The 19,063-nt window shown below is 35.3% G+C and carries 19 protein-coding genes; 4 read left to right on the top strand and 15 right to left on the bottom strand.

The features are described 5' to 3' along the window. Nucleotides 1–218 precede the first annotated feature (218 nt). From DCC35_RS18610 to DCC35_RS18570, 9 genes are all read right to left on the bottom strand, one after another. Nucleotides 219–992: a DUF5995 family protein gene (locus tag DCC35_RS18610; protein WP_137092222.1), complete on the bottom strand. Its 774-nt coding sequence runs from the start codon at nucleotides 990–992 to the stop codon at nucleotides 219–221. Then, complete coding sequence (locus DCC35_RS18605; RefSeq protein WP_137092221.1) at nucleotides 989–1,615, bottom strand: hypothetical protein; 627 nt, start codon at nucleotides 1,613–1,615, stop codon at nucleotides 989–991. The genes DCC35_RS18610 and DCC35_RS18605 overlap by 4 nt, the downstream gene beginning before the upstream one ends. Continuing rightward, on the bottom strand, nucleotides 1,612–2,211 hold the full coding sequence (locus tag DCC35_RS18600) for an outer membrane beta-barrel protein (RefSeq protein WP_137092220.1): 600 nt from the start codon (nucleotides 2,209–2,211) through the stop codon (nucleotides 1,612–1,614). Before DCC35_RS18600 ends, DCC35_RS18605 begins: the two co-directional genes overlap by 4 nt. 78 nt (nucleotides 2,212–2,289) lie before the next feature. Next, the gene (locus DCC35_RS18595) at nucleotides 2,290–2,592 is read right to left on the bottom strand and encodes a hypothetical protein (protein WP_137092219.1); all 303 of its coding nucleotides are present in this window, start codon (nucleotides 2,590–2,592) and stop codon (nucleotides 2,290–2,292) included. 184 nt (nucleotides 2,593–2,776) lie between these two features. Continuing rightward, the gene (locus DCC35_RS18590; RefSeq protein ID WP_137092218.1) at nucleotides 2,777–3,295 is read right to left on the bottom strand and encodes a hypothetical protein; all 519 of its coding nucleotides are present in this window, start codon (nucleotides 3,293–3,295) and stop codon (nucleotides 2,777–2,779) included. 222 nt (nucleotides 3,296–3,517) lie between these two features. Next, on the bottom strand, nucleotides 3,518–4,027 hold the full coding sequence (locus DCC35_RS18585; protein ID WP_137092217.1) for a YceI family protein: 510 nt from the start codon (nucleotides 4,025–4,027) through the stop codon (nucleotides 3,518–3,520). Nucleotide 4,028: 1 nt separating this feature from the next. Next, nucleotides 4,029–4,928: a non-homologous end-joining DNA ligase gene (ligD, locus tag DCC35_RS18580; protein WP_137092216.1), complete on the bottom strand. Its 900-nt coding sequence runs from the start codon at nucleotides 4,926–4,928 to the stop codon at nucleotides 4,029–4,031. Continuing rightward, nucleotides 4,925–5,908 (bottom strand): non-homologous end-joining DNA ligase, encoded by a 984-nt coding sequence (gene ligD, locus DCC35_RS18575; protein WP_137092215.1) that lies wholly within the window; start codon nucleotides 5,906–5,908, stop codon nucleotides 4,925–4,927. The genes ligD (DCC35_RS18580) and ligD (DCC35_RS18575) overlap by 4 nt, the downstream gene beginning before the upstream one ends. Nucleotides 5,909–5,911: 3 nt before the next feature. Beyond that, nucleotides 5,912–6,493 (bottom strand): DNA polymerase ligase N-terminal domain-containing protein, encoded by a 582-nt coding sequence (locus DCC35_RS18570; RefSeq protein ID WP_137092214.1) that lies wholly within the window; start codon nucleotides 6,491–6,493, stop codon nucleotides 5,912–5,914. 310 nt (nucleotides 6,494–6,803) lie between these two features. Between DCC35_RS18570 and DCC35_RS18565 the strand changes: the two genes are divergently transcribed. Beyond that, nucleotides 6,804–7,388 carry a DedA family protein gene (locus tag DCC35_RS18565; RefSeq protein WP_137092213.1) on the top strand — a complete coding sequence of 195 codons (585 nt, stop codon included), beginning with the start codon at nucleotides 6,804–6,806 and terminating at the stop codon, nucleotides 7,386–7,388. Between the two features lie 41 nt (nucleotides 7,389–7,429). Here DCC35_RS18565 and DCC35_RS18560 read toward each other — a convergent pair whose 3' ends face one another. Continuing rightward, nucleotides 7,430–8,116, bottom strand: coding sequence for a Yip1 family protein (locus tag DCC35_RS18560; RefSeq protein ID WP_137092212.1), 687 nt, complete (start codon nucleotides 8,114–8,116; stop codon nucleotides 7,430–7,432). Between the two features lie 58 nt (nucleotides 8,117–8,174). Here DCC35_RS18560 and DCC35_RS18555 point away from each other — a divergent pair, with 58 nt between their 5' ends. Next, complete coding sequence (locus tag DCC35_RS18555; RefSeq protein ID WP_217495888.1) at nucleotides 8,175–10,940, top strand: DEAD/DEAH box helicase family protein; 2,766 nt, start codon at nucleotides 8,175–8,177, stop codon at nucleotides 10,938–10,940. 46 nt (nucleotides 10,941–10,986) lie between these two features. Here the strand turns inward: DCC35_RS18555 and alr are convergent, their stop codons facing one another. The 3 genes from alr to DCC35_RS18540 form a co-directional block, all read right to left on the bottom strand. Then, nucleotides 10,987–12,153 carry an alanine racemase gene (alr, locus tag DCC35_RS18550; RefSeq protein WP_137092211.1) on the bottom strand — a complete coding sequence of 389 codons (1,167 nt, stop codon included), beginning with the start codon at nucleotides 12,151–12,153 and terminating at the stop codon, nucleotides 10,987–10,989. After that, nucleotides 12,147–14,141 (bottom strand): hypothetical protein, encoded by a 1,995-nt coding sequence (locus tag DCC35_RS18545; RefSeq protein WP_137092210.1) that lies wholly within the window; start codon nucleotides 14,139–14,141, stop codon nucleotides 12,147–12,149. The genes alr and DCC35_RS18545 overlap by 7 nt, the downstream gene beginning before the upstream one ends. Nucleotides 14,142–14,264: 123 nt before the next feature. Then, a complete protein-coding gene (locus tag DCC35_RS18540; protein WP_137092209.1) occupies nucleotides 14,265–15,485 on the bottom strand; it encodes an ATP-grasp domain-containing protein in 1,221 nt (406 codons plus the stop codon). A 338-nt stretch (nucleotides 15,486–15,823) separates the two neighbouring features. Here DCC35_RS18540 and DCC35_RS18535 point away from each other — a divergent pair, with 338 nt between their 5' ends. Both DCC35_RS18535 and DCC35_RS18530 read left to right on the top strand, forming a co-directional pair. Further along, a complete protein-coding gene (locus tag DCC35_RS18535) occupies nucleotides 15,824–17,161 on the top strand; it encodes a TonB family protein (RefSeq protein WP_175402869.1) in 1,338 nt (445 codons plus the stop codon). Continuing rightward, complete coding sequence (locus tag DCC35_RS18530; RefSeq protein WP_137092207.1) at nucleotides 17,146–17,805, top strand: leucine-rich repeat domain-containing protein; 660 nt, start codon at nucleotides 17,146–17,148, stop codon at nucleotides 17,803–17,805. The genes DCC35_RS18535 and DCC35_RS18530 overlap by 16 nt, the downstream gene beginning before the upstream one ends. A gap of 82 nt (nucleotides 17,806–17,887) precedes the next feature. On the opposite strand, the gene DCC35_RS18525 is transcribed toward DCC35_RS18530, so the two are convergent. Together DCC35_RS18525 and DCC35_RS18520 are read right to left on the bottom strand one after the other, a co-directional pair. Further along, the gene (locus tag DCC35_RS18525) at nucleotides 17,888–18,406 is read right to left on the bottom strand and encodes a transposase (RefSeq protein WP_137092206.1); all 519 of its coding nucleotides are present in this window, start codon (nucleotides 18,404–18,406) and stop codon (nucleotides 17,888–17,890) included. Nucleotides 18,407–18,587: 181 nt separating this feature from the next. Then, nucleotides 18,588–18,998, bottom strand: a complete 411-nt coding sequence (locus DCC35_RS18520) for a hypothetical protein (RefSeq protein WP_137092205.1) — start codon at nucleotides 18,996–18,998, stop codon at nucleotides 18,588–18,590. Nucleotides 18,999–19,063 lie beyond the last annotated feature (65 nt).

Genomic DNA, 19,063 nt, shown 5'->3' with positions numbered 1-19,063 from the left:
TCTACTTTTATAATTATAAGTTTCTTTAACAGTCTGGCCATTTAAACCAGGGATGAGGAATACTTTTTAACTAGTAGAATAAATTTCGATTTATTGCTTCAATTAAATTTGTATTAATTTATTCTCTGGTAGAAGAAATTTATTAATAGTTGAAAACGAAATCAACGAAATGATTATTGAATGGTATTAAATATATTTGGAAGGTGTTATACCTAAATTTACAACTCTTTTTTTAACAGATTTATCTTATCTGCGACTGATCCTTTTTCAAAGATACTTATCAGGCTAAAAATAAATTTGAGAGTAAATCCGGAGGGGGATATCAAGTGAATTTTACTTGATACTTTTTTGTCTCGTTCCGTTATTAGGTTTTGAATTTCTGTTTCTTCATTTTCAGCCAAAATAACTGAAAATTCCCAGGCTCCATCACGGGCTAATTTCATACTGAAATCCACTAGCAAATCATCTATCTTCCCTGTCTTTTGAAGTAAGAATTTTAATGGAGGCCATATGGTTGTAAGGTTGTACTGAACTTCATGAACCATTGAAGATAAGATTTGATTGATCCGATCAAAATCATTTTTTAACTCATGGATATTTACTCCCTTGTTAACTTCATAGGCAGCAATGCCTAAATCGAGATTTATATGTGCATTAATTCCTGATAAGATATGCTGCAGTACGGTTATCTCATCTTTTTTAGCCATAGAAAAACTTTCATTCCAGGAACGACTAACAACTAGATTCTTATTAGCATTATTATAGGCATCGATATATCGAAGTGCAAAGATGACATCGAGCTTTTCCATTCTTGCTCCATCGTCAAAATAATTGTTTTCAATGCCTTCTTTAACTTTTACTGTAACCTTTTTGTATAAAACAGCAAAATATCCTCTTGGATCAGAATTAGATATACACTCCTGAATGATATCGTTAAGTTCATTTACAACATCATCGATAGTAACTATATCCTGATATTTATTAGCCCTCATAAGGTTTTGAACATGCTCTCATATATTTTGAAATCAAATCTTCCGTAATAAACTGAATTATCATTTCCATTATAATCTACATAATCAAAACCAAAAGTACCTGATATTATTACACTAGATGTTTCCCTTTCATATCTTGCGTTGAGAAAGTTTAATTTCCCTGATGAAGATTGAACTTCGAGATTTGCATATCTGCTACCATAATAAAACGGGTCTGATACAAGTCCATATGCAGAACTATTATCAAGCTGGAAACTGGTGTTGTTTAAGTTAGGTAAATCAGCAAATGATTGTATTTGATCTGTGTTAATAATCAAAGTAAGAAATTTCCTTTCGTTAATTTCATCATTTTGCTTTGTGATAGTTCCTGGTACTATGAGTACTAGTTTGCCCTTGCCAACATCTCTTATGATTTGAACTGTGTCAGGACGTTTAAATAAACTGCCACCTCCTAAAGATGAATTCCAATACTCTTCATTAACTTCCGCCCCAGCTACATTGTATCCTTTTTCGGTATATATTGGAAGCGACGGCTTAGATGGATCGAATATAAAGACAGGTTCTTCACATCCGTAAAAAATAAGAATAAATAGGGATAGATATATTAAGCTTAATTTTTTCATTTTTTGAACTTGATTTTACATCCTATTACAAAATAAATATTTCTGAACTCACCGATTTCTTCAGATAAGTTCCCGTATTGATCTACCTGCCTGTAGGTTAGTCTGGGGAGTGGACTAATACTTGACCTGATATACGGACTTACTGTTTCATCTTTGAAAAAATGCAGTTGGACCAAAAATGCAAACCATCCATCCTTATACTCATCCTCCATAAAAGTTGTAAATAAGGGGGCTCCAATTTCAAAACCACCACTAGCTGTGATATCTTCTTTTAGTCTATAGTTTACCAATACTGGAAAAGTCAGGTAGCGATCCAGGATAATTCGTTCTCCAAATGCTTCGGATTGAATTTTATAATTCCTCGAAGACCATATCATTTCATTTGTAAAGGAAATCCTTTCATTATTGGTGAAATTATATTCGTAGGATATTCCAAACATACCCCCGACCATCGTACGCGAATTAATTGCTTCTGAGCGAACCATCGTGTTACTCAGGGTAAGTCCTCCTGTAATTCCAAACTGAGAATAGGAATTAAATGCTAAAAACGATACGAAAATCGTGCAGAAAACTTTGATGTGTTTTGTACAGATCATAAAAAATAGTTGATAATCAAAACTCTTATTAAGAATTATTCTAAATAAAGTTAAAAAATCTGAATTTCCTAATTAACCTTAAAAATTGTGATTCATAATCGTGTTTTCAGTCATAAGCCACCATGCCACAACTATGGCAGTTCCTACCAATATCAATTTAATTACTGTCTTGATGATCTGCCTTTTATTTTCTTTTATCGATCGTTCTCTGATTTCTGATAGTTGTGCGGAGCTCGCTTTTTTATCGGCGAATTTGCTTTGTTTATTTTTTAAAGCTGAATTATAGTTCTTGATTTTATCCCAGGTACTGTTCTTTTTTAATAAACTCCTGTTATTTTTCATGGACTTGTTGGCAGCGTCCATTGAGCCAAATCCTCCCATTATTGCTCTTTATTTTGTTGCTTTATATCTTAAATTATTATTTATTAAGAGGGTGGGCAATATTTATTTAATAAAAATTAAAACGAACCTGGCTTTATTGATGGGTGGCGATTGATTTGTTTAGTTAAAAAATTAAAGGAGGAGTAACCTCCTCCCTCAAAATATTTGATTATAGATATTTCTATTATTTAGAAAAAGTATAAGTCTCATCTATTTTATTAGATAATACTCCAAAAGCACTTTCTCTAATTTGATGTAAAACTAATTTTGTTTCAGATAATTCAACGATTGTTAAAGTATTATCTTCCAGTATAAGATCTTCACCATCTACTTGAAAAGTTCCTTCAAATTCAGGGAATAACATATGATAGACAGTAGAGTCTGTTTCATTTTCAGTCTGATTAACTGCGAAATACCCTGAGTGACTAATGGTTTCTGTGGCATCGTCAAAAGTTAAAGTGAAATTTCCAGATGTGAAATCTTCGGTCAGGGTTCTGGAAACCGTGCCACTATTATAATGAGTTATATCACTCGTATAATCAGAAATAGTCCATTTACCATCAATTAATGAAGTTTCAACCACTTCTTCTTGTTGTTCCTCTTCTTCGTTAGTATTGTTGTCTGGCTTTACTTCTTCTTCTGAACATGAAGCAAAAACAAATAATACGGCAAAAAACAAAGTAAATAATTTAGCTAAATTCATAGTTTTAAAAATATATTATGTGTAATAGTGAATTGAATTACATAGTTGAGGGCGCAATTTATTAAAATCGTTTGATTATATAGAGGTATTTCAACTTCTATTAGAAATTATTTTTATTGATCAGGTATAGTTGAAAATTATAACAGCATTTTAATAAAGCTCAATAAAATGTTATTTCGATACATAAGTCTCGACCGAAAATATTTAATCCTAATTGTTTGTTTACGATTTGGCTTTTAAATGATACATTATTTTAGTGCCGGGCGTATCTTCTTCATAGTCCTCTCCGAGATAATTATGCATTGGTTGGGATATTTCCGATAGCTCAAATTCTCCCTCAGCAACAAATGAATTATTTTCTTTAAATGTTCTGCAGGGAATGATTACATCAAAATTGGCTTCCTTCAAGGTTATTATTCCTTTAATAAATCCTGATCCATGGTCTATACTGGCTTCGTTCATTTTGAAACTGATTATTTTATAGTTTTCAGTATAGAAAAAATCAGGGGAATTGAGATGATTGATCAATTTCTGCTTGTTCTCATCATCAAGATTATCGCTGGTAGCTTTAATAGTGGTTAGGTCGATTGAGATTAAAGCGTCTTCGATTTCACCTTTATCATTAATAATTATTTCTCCGGATTGAAAATCGACCTGGCCTTTATTAGTCATTTTTTCATTTCGCCCTTCCCAGTATATCTTACTTTCTTCAGTATCAACAATGTATTTCATTTTATTGTCCTTTTAGTTTTTTTAATCTTTCAGCGAGAGAATTAATTCCATATGCACTTCTTCGCGCCCCTTTCCAGGGATCTTCCTTTTGAGAAAGACGGCGTTTGATATTTTTCAGATCATAACTGCGTGCGTTGATGCTTTTGTCTTTCAATTCTTCCCAGTCAAGAGGAGTGGCGATGGGAGCATTTTCTATAGGTCTGATACTATAAGGTACTACAGCAGTTTGGGCATAGGCGTTTCTTTGAATGTCAAAATATAATTTGCCATTTCGTTTTTCTTTTCTTGCTGCTGTTGTAAATACATCTGAGTATTTTGCTGATAAAAAATCTCCAAGATTTTTGCCGAAATCCCTGCTCTGATCAAAATCACATTTACCGTCAAGCATAATTACGACATGAGCTCCTGAAGATCCGGTAGTAGTTAGAAATGAAGTAACATCCATTTCCTCCAAGGTATCTTTAATTAAGAAAGCAGCCTTTCTCACAATTTCAAAATCAGAAGAGGGAGGGTCAAGGTCGATTACCAGTTTATCCGGATATTTTATCTTATCGACTTTACTTAGCCAGCCGTGGAATGTAATCGTTCCCTGGTTGGCCAGGTAAATGAGCGTTGCTTTATCGTTACAGATCACATGATTTACTTTTCCGTCTTCTTTTTTTAAAGATTTGGTTTTTATCCATTCAGGGAAGTAATCAGATGCTTCTTTTTGGTAGAAACCGTCACCATCAATGCCATCGGGAAATCGCTGAAGCATTAATGGTCGATCTTCTAAATGGGGCAGGATGAAATCTGAGATATCCCGGTAATATTCGATAACATCTCCTTTAGTGAAATTTTCTTTATCGAAAAAAACTTTATCCGTATTACTGATATCTATGTTATGTCCGGAAATCTTCATGCAGGGGTTTCTTTTTTAACGTTTTTAGGATCTTTATCTTTTCTCAATCCGATAAATCTTGGATGTCTAAGTTTATTGTCATTAGTCCATTCAGTAAAGCCAATCTCAGCCACCATTTCAGGTGTGATGAAATGAATGCCATTATCTTTGATTTCTTCGTCAAAAGGAGAGGTTTTACGTTGCTTTTTACTCATTTTATTTTCCATTTCTTCAAGCTGCTTATCACTGTATCCAGTCCCTACCTTCCCGGCGTATTTCAGTTTGCCATTTTCATAGAATCCGATAAGAAGAGCGCCAAAACCGACTCTTTCTCCTTCCGGATCCGTATACCCGCCAATGACAAATTCCTGTCGTTTGTCGCATTTAAACTTTAGCCAGTTACTCGTTCGACTATGTAAATATGGTTTGGTCGCATTTTTTGCAATGATTCCTTCCCAGCCTTTGTTACATGCTTTTTCCAGGTATTTCTCCCCATTTTCGTTGATGTGGCTACAATAACGTATAGGGTCACTAAATGGGATTTCTTTTGATAAAATCTTCTTCCGGGTTCTGAGATCTAATTCTGTAATATCAGTATCATCGATATACATCAGGTCGAAGAGGTAATAAAAAACAGGTACTTTGTTGATCAGTTCTTTGGAAGGGTTTCTATTATTTATCCGTGCTTGTAGCTCTGAAAAACTTGAAATATCGTTTTTGAAAGTCACTATTTCTCCATCTGCAATAAAATCAGAATTAATTTTTTTGACTGCCTTAACTATTTCAGGATAAATTTCATTCTGACTTTTTTTATTGCGGGATAAAAGTTTTACTTCTTTACCGTTTTTAAAAACCAGGCATCGTACACCATCAAGCTTTCGCTCATAAATCCAGTCCGGGTCTGAAAAATAATCATCGGTTAGTTTAGCAAGAGAAGGCTCCATCCAAACCGGTTGCTCCTTCTTTTTTACTTTTTCTTTTTGTTCTTCTGAGAGATCCATTTATTAGTTGTCAATATCTTCAATTTTTTTACCTGATTTCACAGATTCGGGTTCAGTACTTGTCGGATTTCTCCGGGCATCTGCTTTGTCGTCATCCATTTTGACCATAAGCCATTGACCTTCGTCTTTATCAGTTCTGGTAAAGGCATATCCTCCTTTTATTTTTTCACCGTCAAGGTCAACTAAAAAATGGCCATCGTCAATTGCTTTTTTCAGGTCTTTTATCTCATCATCTTTTTCTGTGATGTTTTTATAAGTTCCTTTGTCCCATAAAAGTACAGGCCCGGCTCCGTATTCATCTTCCGGGATTTTTCCTTCAAAATGAATATAATCCACCGGGTGATCTTCTGTGCGGATAGCCAGTCTTTTTTCACTCGTATCGGTTGATGGTCCTTTGGGGATTGCCCAGGACTTTAATACCCCATCGCATTCAAGGCGAAAATCATAGTGCAAATTTTGTGCATCGTGCTTTTGAAAGGAGAATCGATTTTTATTTGATTTCGATTTTTTACCTTCAGGTTCCCCGGATTTATTAGTATTTCGTTTTTCCTTATATTTTTTTAGGTCGTCGTTTTCTTTTCCCATAATAGATTGATTTAATTTTTGATATTAGATCAAATTCTAATTCGTACTCCCCGAAAGAATTGTTTTTAAAGTTTTGAAACTTGATTATATCTGATATATATGGCAGTTTACTATAATTCAGATACCAAAAACCGATAATAATGCTATGGTAAACAATTTGTTTTGTGATTTATATCGCCTCGGAGATTTTATAAATCAAAGCAGTAACAGTTATTCTGGTTCAATTGTGAACTATATAAATATAATAAATTTAGCTCTTAAATCAGATACTATCTATGCCGGATATATTAAATAATGAAGAACTAATTCAATGGGGGGACTTGCTATCGTAATTGCTCTGACATACGTCGAAACGGGATTTCTAATCGGCTTAGTTGTTCCGGGAGGTGAGACCCTGATATTTACCACGGGAGTTCTTGCTTCGACCGGCGTCTTTGATATAAGCGTGTACTGGATAATCCCCATCTTAATAGTCAGTGCCTGTCTCGGAGATATGACAGGATATCTGATTGGCAGAAAGCTAGGTCCTAGATTATATAAAATGAATGACCGCTGGTATTTTAAAAAGCGGTATTTGAGAAAAGCTGAGGAATTTTATCAGGATAAGGGAGCGATGGCTTTAATTTTAGGACGTTTTGTTCCTGTAATCAGGACGATGAATCCTTTACTTAGTGGGGCAGGTAAAATCAGAACAAAATACTTTTTTCTATATGTTATTATCGGAGTGACAATATATATTGTTGCATTAGTATTGCTTGGCTATTTCCTTGGAGGACAATTTCCTTCAATACAAGATTACCTGGGATATATTCTACCCGGCCTGGTATTGCTACTAATTGCACCAGTGGTTATTAAGTATTACAGGTCGAAGAAAAAGAAAAAGGATTCTGAATGATCAGAATCCCTCTATTTTTAGTGTGAGTGTTTTTTACGATTTTATAGATATCGGACTTTTGTCCAAACCATATAGTAAATAATTAAGGCGATAGGTATTAGTATGATCGTAATGGCCAGAAAAAAGTTAGCAATTGATCTGCCTATAGAAAAATTTTGAGTAACCGAAATTCCTACGATAATATTAACAATCGACCAAATAAGTAATACCAAAGCAATAATTACAAATACGGATGCTAAAAATATAATAAGCTGCGTATAATTGACTAAAAATTCTCCCCACTCAAATAAAGATAAGGCTTGAATTGCTAAAGAAATTATAGCTGTGATCAAAGTTGGAATTACAGCATATGTTGTTATTCTAAGCAGCTCGTAGGTTGTTGCATCACCGCCAAGCCATGATCCCGAGATTTTTAAAATTGCAGCAAATATGTAATAAGATATCCATCCCAGTAAAGCTCCTATTACTACTCCAAAGATTATAGAAACGGCAGGATTAATGAATATTCCTCCAAAATCATTATCGATAAAATTACCCAGGGTGGTATTAATTCCTAAAATTATAAGTATAGGAAAAAGCCATTTGTCGTATTCTTTTTTATCGATGAATTCTAAAACCATTCTTGGTTTGGTCCAGATCTTTTTAAAGATATCTGAATCTGAAAGATTGGCTACTTCTCGCTTACTGTTTACTAAATTATCATCAAGGGTGATGTTATCATTATTCATAGTTGAAAAAAGTTGATATTAAAAAATGATAACACGAAAGTAATAATTTTTTTATTTAATGAAAACTGGTAATTACCTTGCCAGGAACTTTTTAATTAAATGTGCTATCGCTCATTTTTTCGATTCTATGGAAAAAGCTATCAATCAAAAAGAATTACTTCATAAATCATTTAAATTCCCAATAGGTATAAAATTTAAATATCCCTGGAGAAATTACCAAAACCGGGTTTTAGAGCAGTTGGAGCAACATCTTAATGACGATCACCTACATATCGTAGCACCCCCAGGCTCGGGAAAGACAGTTTTAGGCCTTGAAGTAATGCTCAGGTTGAATAAACCAACATTAATTCTTGCTCCGACAATTGCGATTAGAAATCAATGGATTACACGTTTTTGTGAATTATTTATTCAGGTGAAAAATGTACCAGACTGGATATCCACTGATATTCGCAATCCACAATTTCTTACAGTTGCCACTTATCAAAGTGTTCATTCAGTATGCAGGGATAAAGAGGAGGCTAATAACCTTATTTTGAAATTAGAGGATAAAGGAGTTGCTACTTTTGTGGTTGATGAGGCTCACCATCTTAAAAATGAATGGTGGAAATCATTAATGGAGTTGAAAAAACATATAAAACCTGTTGTGGTAGGTCTGACTGCAACTCCTCCTTACGATGTTTCTTATAGTGAATGGCAACGGTATCTGGAGCTCAATGGTCCGGTTGATGCAGAGATTTTCGTCCCTGAACTCATTGAAGCCGGAGATTTATGTCCACATCAGGATTATGTCCTGGCCACTATCCCTAAGTTAGAAGAGCGCAATAAAATTGAGAAGATTAGAAACAATATTAAATCTGTTTACCAGGATCTTAAAAATGATATTGTTCTTATTGAAATTTTGGAAAGTAGCTATTGGTGGAAAGAACCAGAGCTTCATTACGAATGGATATACTCTAATATCGAATTTTATTCATCTGCTCTGATTTTTCTGTATAGTAATCAAAGAGAAGTATCTCAAAACCACTTAAGTATTGTCGGTAATAAGGAATATCATATTCCTATGCTTGATGAGTATTGGTTAAAAGTACTACTTGAAAATTACCTTTTTAAAAACAGAGAATTTTTCACGCTACACGCACAACATCAAAAATCTGTTGAAAAAAAACTTAGAAAGTGTGGTGCCCTGGAACACAGTTCAATCAGTTTCAAGGATAATGATGATATAAAAAAATCTCTTTCTTCGAGCATCAGTAAATTGGAAGGGATAAAAACAATTGCTGACTTTGAATTTGAAAACTTAAAACACGATTTAAGACAGGTAATTTTATGTGATTACATCAGGAAAGAGTTTTTAGCAGATTCTACTGAAAATAACTTAGAGATAAATAAAATCGGAGTAATACCTGTGTTTGAGGTTTTAAGAAGGGAGAAAGATAAAAATAAAAAGTTAGGTGTACTCACAGGATCGTTAGTAATTATACCTGCCTCGGCAAAAAAGAGGTTAGTTGAAATAGCATTAGGTTATAATATTGAAGAGCTTTCTTTTAAGCAATTGTCATATGATCTGGATTATCTGGAACTTCATTTATCAGACGGAGTTAAACATCGTCTTGTAACGATTATTACCAGGCTTTTTGAAGAAGGAAAGGTAAATATTTTGGTTGGAACAAAATCTTTACTTGGTGAAGGATGGGATGCGCCTGCTATAAACTCGTTGATACTTGCGAGTTTTGTCGGTTCGTTTGTGTTGTCAAACCAAATGAGAGGACGTGCAATAAGAACTTATAAAAGTAATCCGGAAAAGGCTAGTAATATCTGGCATTTAGCATGTGTTGATCCTACAGTTAAGGATGGGGGAAATGATATTGACCTCATGAAGAGAAGGTTTCGAAGTTTCGTTGGAGTTTCTTTTGATAAAGCGGGCAAAATAATGAATGGTTTTGATCGGTTGGATTTTCCGGAGACGATTACAAATATCAAAGAAGTAGAAAAATACAATATTAATTCTTTTGACCAGGCGGGAAGCAGGGAAGCATTAAAGGCTAAATGGAATGCCTCATTAAAAAACGGCACTCAGATGGTGGAAGAGATAAAAGTACCTTATCCGGATGATAGAAATTATAAAAAAGACAGGACTCTTTATTTCAGAAATACATTGCGAAATTTCACTGGTACTCTTGGCGCTTCGGTATTAGCCTATTTGGAATTTTCGCTCAATTTATTTGCGCGCTTATTTAATAAAGTGCCTAATAAAGAGGTCTTAATTTGGGGAGGTACTATTTTTATTGGCCTTGGGATAGTGCTTTTTGGTACTCGATCTATAAATGCCTTGCTATTGTATCTGAAATATAGAGATATAGAAAAAGATATTGATCGAATAGGTATTGCACTCCTAAATGCAATGAGTATAACCGGGATAATAAAAACTAAACTCGATGCAATTAAAGTAAAAACGAGTAAAGATGAATACGGGGGTGTTTATTGCCATATCGAAGGAGGAACTGCCTTCGAAAGTTCAGCTTTTATAAATTCTATTCAGGAAATATTAAGTAAAGTTGATAATCCGCGGTACCTGATAATTAGAAAAGGAATGTTTAAGGGACTTTATGAGCAAATAGATTATCATAATGTGCCGGAAGAACTTGGGAGAAGAAAGAACGAGGCCCAAATATTTTTTTATCAATGGAGTAAGTATGTTAGCAAAAGTCGATTGATCTATACACGTAATCCAGAAGGGCGAAAATTATTATTAAAAGCCAGGATCAATTCTTTGTCGGCTAATATTCTTAATGAAGATATTGAACATGTAAATGTCTGGAAATAATCAAAGGCTGAGATTTGATCTCAGCCTTTATTGGTTAGCCAGGTAATCACTTTACCACGGTCCGTGGTATTGCTGCCGGCAGTCTACTCAGCATTTCATTATTGAGCAACTGAGTGGTATTTGTAAAACTTGATACGTTGATCACGTTATTTTTTTGTCTTCCGATTAATACTACCTCATCACCCACTTTTACATTGGGAATATGAGAAATATCAACCATAAATAAGTTCATGTTGATCAGACCAACAATAGGAGCTTTTTTACCATGAATCAAGACCTGACCGCGGTTTGACAAGGCTCTTGGATATCCATTAGAATATCCTAACGGCATTACAGCAATCGTCATTTTATGTGTCGCCTGGTAAGCGGTGCCATATCCGATAAATTCACCTTCTTTTACATCGCGAATGTCCATGATGTCAGTTTTCCAGGAAAATATCCTTTTCAGAGCAGAGTCTGAAGTTTTATTTACTTCCTGAAGGTGGTGATAATAAATATCCGGGCTCGGCCAGAAACCGTATTGGGCTACTCCGACTCTCACCATATCATAAACAGTTTCGGGCATCGCCAGAGCTGCCGCTGAACAGGCAATATGCCTTACATTAGGCTCGATCTTTTCCTTTTTGCAAACTTTAAGAAATTCCTTATAGCGTTTGTGCTGCATGTCGAGCTTAAACTGATTTGAGAAGCTTTCTGCTCCACCAAAGTGAGTGCACAGCCCTTCAAAAATCAGATGCTCAGAGTGCTTTTTGAGGTATCTCAAAGACTTCGGGAATTCTTTCGATGGCATTCCCGTTCGGTTAGCACCTGTTTCGACTTCAATGTGTACTTTAGCTGGTTTACCAACCTTTTTTGCAGCTTCTAGTGCGACTGGCAAACGATCGTAGTTGTATACAAAGAATTCGATATCATGCTCCACAGCCCATGGAATATCTTCTTCATAGATGATACCCATGATCATTATATGACTGTCTTTTTTGCAAACGCTTAATACTTCCTCTGCCTCGAATGAAGAGGCAACAGAAAAGTGCCTGACGCCACATCTCTCAGCCATCGGCACAAATGCTTCGATCCCATGGCCATAAGCATTGGCTTTGACAACTGAGGAGAAAACAGCGTGATCTCCTATTTTCTTTCGTATAAAATTTAAATTTGCTTTATATGCAGATTGTTTTAAATGTATTCTTGAAGAGTGTTTAACCTTTTTCACCATTGTTTTTTAGTGTCTAACCAATTATAAGCCTGACCCCAGCTTTCCTGAGCCAGCTGTTTAACTTTTCTAACCTCAGCGGATGGGATCAGCTCCATTCTACTATGCACTTCCAGACTATTAAAGTGAAATGCATAGGTACGTGCAGCAAACTCATGTATCGGAAGCGATGACTCACCGTGTAATTCACCATTTCCATAAACAGAAGGTTTTATTTCCTGTCCCCAGTCTTGCCTTCCCTCGTTATTTGGATTAAGAAAGTATGCCCGCATTACATCATTTGGGTCTTTAGCTACCCTTAAAAGGGAAACCGCATGGAAACCAAGCATTTCACCTTTTGAGGATGTGATAAATATACCTACGGGATTTGGATAAATCAATTTGTGACCACCGTTGAATTCCGGATGACACATCGAATAAAATACCCGGACAAATCCATCGAAATCTACGATAGCATTGGTCAGGTAATCATATGCTGAAGCAAATCCTATCTGAATCCATTGGCCATATAATGCCGGGTTTACCCATTTGTGGGGATCTTCTCCACGACCGGAGGCCCTGAGCATCATTTCATTATATATTTTATCCAACATTGGAACAAGTGTAACAGAAACAGCATCGAGGTTGTGGTCTAGTTTCTGTACCAATCCTTTTCCGGTAAGTGAAGCCTTGATTTCCTGTCCTTCAAACCGGAACATAAGATCGTTGTGCACAGCGGCTGTCTGAATCATATTGATCAGTTTTGCCGGTGCGTGCTCACTCCACATACTGATACCCCGGGCACTTTGACATGTCGGGTTGTTTCCCTGTCCGACACCAAGTGGTTGTCCTAAAATACGGAATAATGCCCCTATTAGATATTGCCTTGCGGTAACTTCGTCGTGGGGTGAACGTGTTGACTTTATAATTCGTTCCTCAACTTTTGGGTGTATCTTGATCGTAGCCAGATTAAATAAACCAGACCTCACCGCTTCACGGGAAATAATTCCTTTTTCAAGCATTTTAGCCAATCCATATATACACTGGGTATTATATGGATGAACAGTCTGCATGATAATTCCGGATAAAGTCTTAGCATATTCATTCCACTTAGCCTTACCAACGGCATTTAATCCCAGGCAAGGAGGAACTAAATTATATTGAACATTAGCAAGAATATGTAAAAGTAAAACTGCATGATGCCTGCTTACCAGTCCGAATTCATTCATAGACCGGCCCATTTCCTTTGATTCTTCTTTTAGTTCTTCTTCATTGAGCCCATTTAGGAATTCATTATATTCCTCGATAGATTTTCCCTTACTGTTTTTTGTCGGGGCGTAAATCGAACTTTGAAACTTGTATAACTTGGCATCTTCCGGCTTTTCGGGATCCAGATCGATCTTTTCATTGATCAATTCGATGATTTTCCGTTGCTTTTCGGTCACCACGGGACGTTGTTCACATATTAAAGTGAGTTCTTCAGCCAGTTTTAGCTTCACGCCATCAAGATGGATCTCTTCGGAAACAAACTGGAAGAATGAATGAACTTTCAATAATTCATGATCACTCATCACTAACCTGGTTTCTTCCAGCGGTTCGTTGAAAACAAATTCCAGGTTAGAAACAATTACTTCCTGGATATAGTTTTCGGCTTCATCTCTGTTTACTGTGGCATTCTTGATCTTACCTTTCGCGATAGCTAATAGTCGTAATTCGCTAAGGATTTCTATCGTCGAATTAGGATGCCCACTTTTCAATGTTCCATTAACCAATGTAGCAACCAGCTTCGAAGGATCAGACCACGGAGAATCCAGGAATAATCCTGCCTGGGTCAGGTCGTCGATCATTTCATAGATGTACTCGATCCCATTCCTGGTGTCGATCATCATATCGATCTGTCCCATAAGCTTATTGGCTTTATCCGGCCTGGTAAGGCTGGTGGCCTCACTAAACTCAGTAAAAAGCTCATTAATTTTATGATGCTGGTTTTTAGTAATCAGTTGTTCGTCCATTATCTTCCTTCTTCACAAATTTTAAGTAACAATAAAACCTTTCAAATTAAATGAAAGGCTTTATTGAAATTCTATATACTGATTTAATCTAATTTTTCTTAATTAAAAAACAGGGGGTAATAATTAATGATAGAAATCTACATTTTCATAATGCAGTAGTAATTCCGTCATTCTATCCGGGTCTTCTCCCTTGAAATTGACTGTACCAAAGTGGTTACCAAAACCATCCCTGTCACTGATTTTCTGGGTAGTCATTGGTGGTACCAGGTTGTGGTCAAGGAAATAAGGTTCCTCTTTTAATTCCTCTGGGATCTCCAGTTTCGAAATCTGATTTTTATGAGGATAGATCATTACGTTACCATAGAAGTTTTCAGGTCTCGCATCGATCGGAGGTAAAATTTCATTTAATTCTTCCTCTGAAAGATCCGGATCATGACATAATACGAATGCGCCAAGTGCATCAAAATCATAAGCCTTACCACAAAGTTCCAGGATATGTCCGCCTGGTATTCTACAGGCAACCTCACCAAAACTCATTTCATCGTTTTCAGTAAGGAACCATTCAGGGTGTACCATACCATATTCGATACCAAAAAGATCGACCATTTTCTGCATTTCTTTCATGATCATATCTCTCTTGCTATGCAGATAATTGCCTTCAGGAATAAAGTTTGAATATCCTAACTTAACATATTCAGTGATATTCAGGAATCTGATCTTTCCACCGTGTACAAAAGCCTCACAAGAAAATTCTCTACCCTGTAAGTGACTTTCAGCCAGGCAAGGAAAATCCTCATCCTCACATTTTTCATCAATATCACTCATTGATCTCAATAACCTGTGCCCGACAGTTCCTGCACTGGCGAATGGTTTTATATGTACCCAGCTATCTTCTTCTCCTTCAATTTGTAGGTTTGCCTCGTTGAGTCTTTTCATGAAAGCTTTTACACCTTCTTTATTATATACTTCTTCAAAGAGCCCTACTCTTAAGCCACCGATAAGTGCTTTACGCTTCATCATGGCTTTATTTCTAAATAGAAATGCTCTGTTCAATACCTTTGGGTCTCCACGGTAAATGGAGTTGAGTGCTCCGGCCCATTCTACAGTTTCTTCAAACAGAGGAACGGCCACATCAACATTATGCTGGTTTAGTTTTTCGAGCAGATCGAGCGAGTTCGAAGAATCACTCCATTCGTCTAATTGATACGGAACGAAGGGAATATCATTCTCTTTCGCGTACGGCTCAAAGTCCGGAAACGATACTACAACATAAGGTTTGTTGAGTTTTTGCATACTTTCGATGACAGGTAAACTCCAACCTAATAATGCAAAGCATTTAGCCATAATTAGTGTTCGTTTTTTGGTTTACCTTAGTTATAACAAATATTTGCTTAAAAATCAATGTTTTAGGTATTTAAAAAGCTGTTTCGGACAAATTGGCTGATGTTGTAGACATAATTGGGGTGTGTTATTTTTTGATGTCAAAAGCTATATAAATAATTGATTTTTGAATTAGAGATAATATATGTCAAACAAACGGTATTTAACCATTTGACTTAGCCACCTTTTGATTCCAGGAATAATTATTTTAATTTTACGCTTAATATTTTTTTGACGTTAGAATACAGGTGATGAGCTTAAAAAAAAGCCTGTTTTGTTCTTTCAACTATTTTTATAATACTATGAATATCAGGATTATTTTTCTTGGGCTCTTATTGATCCCTGTTTTAGGAATATCTCAATCTCGTACAATTACAGGTCGGCTATTAGATAGTGAAACTAAACAACCGGTGAGGTATGCCGAAATTAATATAAATGACGGTGATAGTATTCTCGTCACGAACCATTTAGGGTATTTTCAAACGGAATATGAGTATGGAGACAAGCTTATGGCTTCCCATATTGGTTATGAAACCAGTGAGATCCCTGTTCCTGAGAGCAGTTCTTTTGCTGTTTTGATGAATAAAAGTTATACTGATTTAGGTCAAATGACCTTTGATGAAAAGGAGCTGGCTGAATCGGGAATTACCAGGGAAATCCATGCTAACGAATTAGATTCCGGTAAAAACAATGTAAAGTATAAAGAGAGCTGGCAGGAATTTTATGCTGATTTTATTGAAATGGTGACCAGCGCCCCAACTTTTAAGGATAGTTTAGGAGCCTATACCCTGGAAGTCTACTTTACTGTCAATGAAAAAGGGCAGGTTCGGGATATTTTGATTGATGATACTAAATCATACCAGGCTTTTCAGCAAAAGGGGTTGATTGAAGAATCCCTGATGAATTTGAATTCATGGATTCCCGCCACTCAAAATGGTATTAATACCTCTCAGTCTTTTAAAGTATCCATAATTTCTGTAGAAAAGGTATTTACTTTGGTCGAGGAATCTGCAAAGTTTCCAGGTGGAATGGATGCGTGGTATAATTATCTTAAAGACGAATTAAATTATCCTTCTGATGCAAGGAGGCTCGGTATTCAAGGTAGGGTATATGTTGAGTTTGTGGTTCAGAGAGACGGAGGGTTAACCAATATTAAAATTGCTAAAGGTATAGGTGGTGGATGTGACGAAGAAGTAATTAGAATAATAAAAAACTCGCCTAATTGGATTCCTGCATATTATAAAGGAGAGCCAGTTGTTTCTAAGACAATTTTTCCGGTTACGTTTAAGTTAGATTATGGGGATGGTCGTTCTAACTCCACGCCAAAACTCCAGGATTATTTGAGATCTAATGTAAGGTATCCTGCTCAAGCTCGTAGAATGGGAATAGAAGGGACGCTATATGTATTTTTTCATGTTAACAAACGTGGAGTGATGTCAGATTTAAAAATCATAAATGATATTGGAGCAAATTGTGGCGCAGAACTATTAACCCAAATGAAAAATGTCCCACCGGTAATGATTAAGAATTTAAAACAGGGAGTAAATATCCTTCCGGTTACTTTCGGACTTCATGACCCTCCTGAAAAAAGGAAAAAATTGATGTACCTGAAAATTACCACTTATTGGAAGAGCTGGTAATAATTGCTAAAGGAGTAACAAGAACAAAAAGGACTGTTGGACAATCTGTCAATGGTGAAGAATTATTTGATAATATATCGATGAAGTTCAAAAGTTATTCTTCATTTGAGGAAGCACTAAGTCATAATATGATCGCTGATAAACTGGCTATCATTGATAAAGGACTGGACAAAATTCCTGCCAACATAAATAGATTTGTAAATCTTAAAACTCTGGATCTGGAAAAAAATAATATTCAGGAATTACCAATTGAATTTACTCAGTTAAAAAAATTAGAAGAATTTTATATTCCATTTAATCTACTGAGTGATCTGCCAGAAGGTTTTTCAGAGATGCATAATCTTAATGTTATTGGTTTAGGAGAAAATAAATTTAAGGATTTTCCAATCGAATTAACTGAACTAGATCAGCTCCAAATGCTCGATCTAAGTGGGAATGATATAGCTGAAGTGCCAGAGGAGATTGGTCAGATGAAAAACCTGAAATTACTTTCATTAAACGATACTAATATAAACACTTTACCGGATACGATTTTTGACTTAAAAAAATTAAGAGCACTTTATCTGATTGGTACTCAAATTCCTGAAGAAGAAATTAAAAGGCTCAAGGAAAATCTTAAAAATGTAGAGGTTATAGTTGAGTAAGAATTAGTGGTTCGTGTTTTATTGATTTGTAGGGGCGTAGCATGCTACGCCCCTACAAATCAATAAAACGATAAAACAGCTTTTACTGTGTTTCATTAAAGTATCCAGGGTTTTCTTCCATGTATTTGTTGTAAAATGGAATTTCAGATTTTTGAATTATTTTATCATGAAAAGATCTTTGCCAGGCAAACTCTAAATCTATTTTTCTTGCATCTTTTGTTACAGCAGATTTGAAAGATCTAATTATTGTTGATAATGATGATGGCTTAGGAGAGATTGAAGCCATATGTACATTTTTGCTATTTTTTAAATCTTCATCTAGATAATTTATAATTCTATTATTGACTTGTTTCTTGATATGGATAATACCATGTAGATGATCAGGCATTATTATGTACTGTCCTAATTGAATATTTTTGAAATGTAGAGGTATTTCATGCCAATAATTATGGACAAGACTTCCAATTTCGGTTTTTTCTAAAATTCCACTTACAATATTCCCAAAATATGGTGATCTATTTTTGGTTATTATTGTAATAAAATAAATTCCTCTAGATCTATAATCCCATTCCGGGTTTCGCAATGAATTATTCCTTTGCATTTCAACAATTAATTGAAAAGGAAATATAATTTATTAAAAGTGGATAAAATAGAAATAAACGTTTAAGCATAAAATGTAAACTTTTAAAGTTTGTTATCTTTAAATTTACTGAAAAGACCTTTGGTTAGAAAAAACCTTATGAAGAGTCAACTACTGAAAAACTTTGCAACCACTTTTTTAATTATTCATCACTTCTAAACCGATACCTAAAGCCCAGGCTTCCTCTCATAATATCAACATCGCCAATAATAGGAGCTACTTCGAAATGAAACCCGAAATTTTTATTATCCAGGGGATACAGATTTAATCCAAATGGTATAACCAATCCTGAGAAATCTTCTGACCTGGCTCCTAAACCAGCATAGAATTCATAATCAGTTTTATCGAGCAAGTCGTAAGTAACAACACCTTCTAATGAAACATCCTCGAGAAAGGTATCTGTTCCGATTCTTAATTCCGGTCTGAAGCGATCGCCTATCTCATAATTGATTCCCACAAAAGGAAGATTTGAATAATGAAATCCTGCACTCACCTGGGCATTTGTTATTAAAGGAAGGAAAATAATGGTAATAATTACTAGTTTCCTCAGCATGATGATATAATAGTTGAAAGATAATATCTTAATTACTATTTAAATTAATAGCAATTAGATCAAAA

Source organism: Mangrovivirga cuniculi, assembly GCF_005166025.1.
GTDB classification, from domain to species: Bacteria; Bacteroidota; Bacteroidia; order Cytophagales; family Cyclobacteriaceae; genus Mangrovivirga; species Mangrovivirga cuniculi.
The sequence above is the reverse complement of the archived record's forward strand: the minus strand, read 5'-3'. Positions and strand labels throughout refer to the sequence as shown.

Coding starts and splice junctions, on each gene's coding strand:
- DCC35_RS18610 (WP_137092222.1), bottom strand. CDS start 992: ATGAGGGCTAATAAATATCAGGATATAGTTACTATCGATGATGTTGTA.
- DCC35_RS18605 (WP_137092221.1), bottom strand. CDS start 1,615: ATGAAAAAATTAAGCTTAATATATCTATCCCTATTTATTCTTATTTTT.
- DCC35_RS18600 (WP_137092220.1), bottom strand. CDS start 2,211: ATGATCTGTACAAAACACATCAAAGTTTTCTGCACGATTTTCGTATCG.
- DCC35_RS18595 (WP_137092219.1), bottom strand. CDS start 2,592: ATGGGAGGATTTGGCTCAATGGACGCTGCCAACAAGTCCATGAAAAAT.
- DCC35_RS18590 (WP_137092218.1), bottom strand. CDS start 3,295: ATGAATTTAGCTAAATTATTTACTTTGTTTTTTGCCGTATTATTTGTT.
- DCC35_RS18585 (WP_137092217.1), bottom strand. CDS start 4,027: ATGAAATACATTGTTGATACTGAAGAAAGTAAGATATACTGGGAAGGG.
- ligD (WP_137092216.1), bottom strand. CDS start 4,928: ATGAAGATTTCCGGACATAACATAGATATCAGTAATACGGATAAAGTT.
- ligD (WP_137092215.1), bottom strand. CDS start 5,908: ATGGATCTCTCAGAAGAACAAAAAGAAAAAGTAAAAAAGAAGGAGCAA.
- DCC35_RS18570 (WP_137092214.1), bottom strand. CDS start 6,493: ATGGGAAAAGAAAACGACGACCTAAAAAAATATAAGGAAAAACGAAAT.
- DCC35_RS18565 (WP_137092213.1), top strand. CDS start 6,804: ATGGGGGGACTTGCTATCGTAATTGCTCTGACATACGTCGAAACGGGA.
- DCC35_RS18560 (WP_137092212.1), bottom strand. CDS start 8,116: ATGAATAATGATAACATCACCCTTGATGATAATTTAGTAAACAGTAAG.
- DCC35_RS18555 (WP_217495888.1), top strand. CDS start 8,175: ATGAAAACTGGTAATTACCTTGCCAGGAACTTTTTAATTAAATGTGCT.
- alr (WP_137092211.1), bottom strand. CDS start 12,153: ATGGTGAAAAAGGTTAAACACTCTTCAAGAATACATTTAAAACAATCT.
- DCC35_RS18545 (WP_137092210.1), bottom strand. CDS start 14,141: ATGGACGAACAACTGATTACTAAAAACCAGCATCATAAAATTAATGAG.
- DCC35_RS18540 (WP_137092209.1), bottom strand. CDS start 15,485: ATGGCTAAATGCTTTGCATTATTAGGTTGGAGTTTACCTGTCATCGAA.
- DCC35_RS18535 (WP_175402869.1), top strand. CDS start 15,824: ATGAATATCAGGATTATTTTTCTTGGGCTCTTATTGATCCCTGTTTTA.
- DCC35_RS18525 (WP_137092206.1), bottom strand. CDS start 18,406: ATGCAAAGGAATAATTCATTGCGAAACCCGGAATGGGATTATAGATCT.
- DCC35_RS18520 (WP_137092205.1), bottom strand. CDS start 18,998: ATGCTGAGGAAACTAGTAATTATTACCATTATTTTCCTTCCTTTAATA.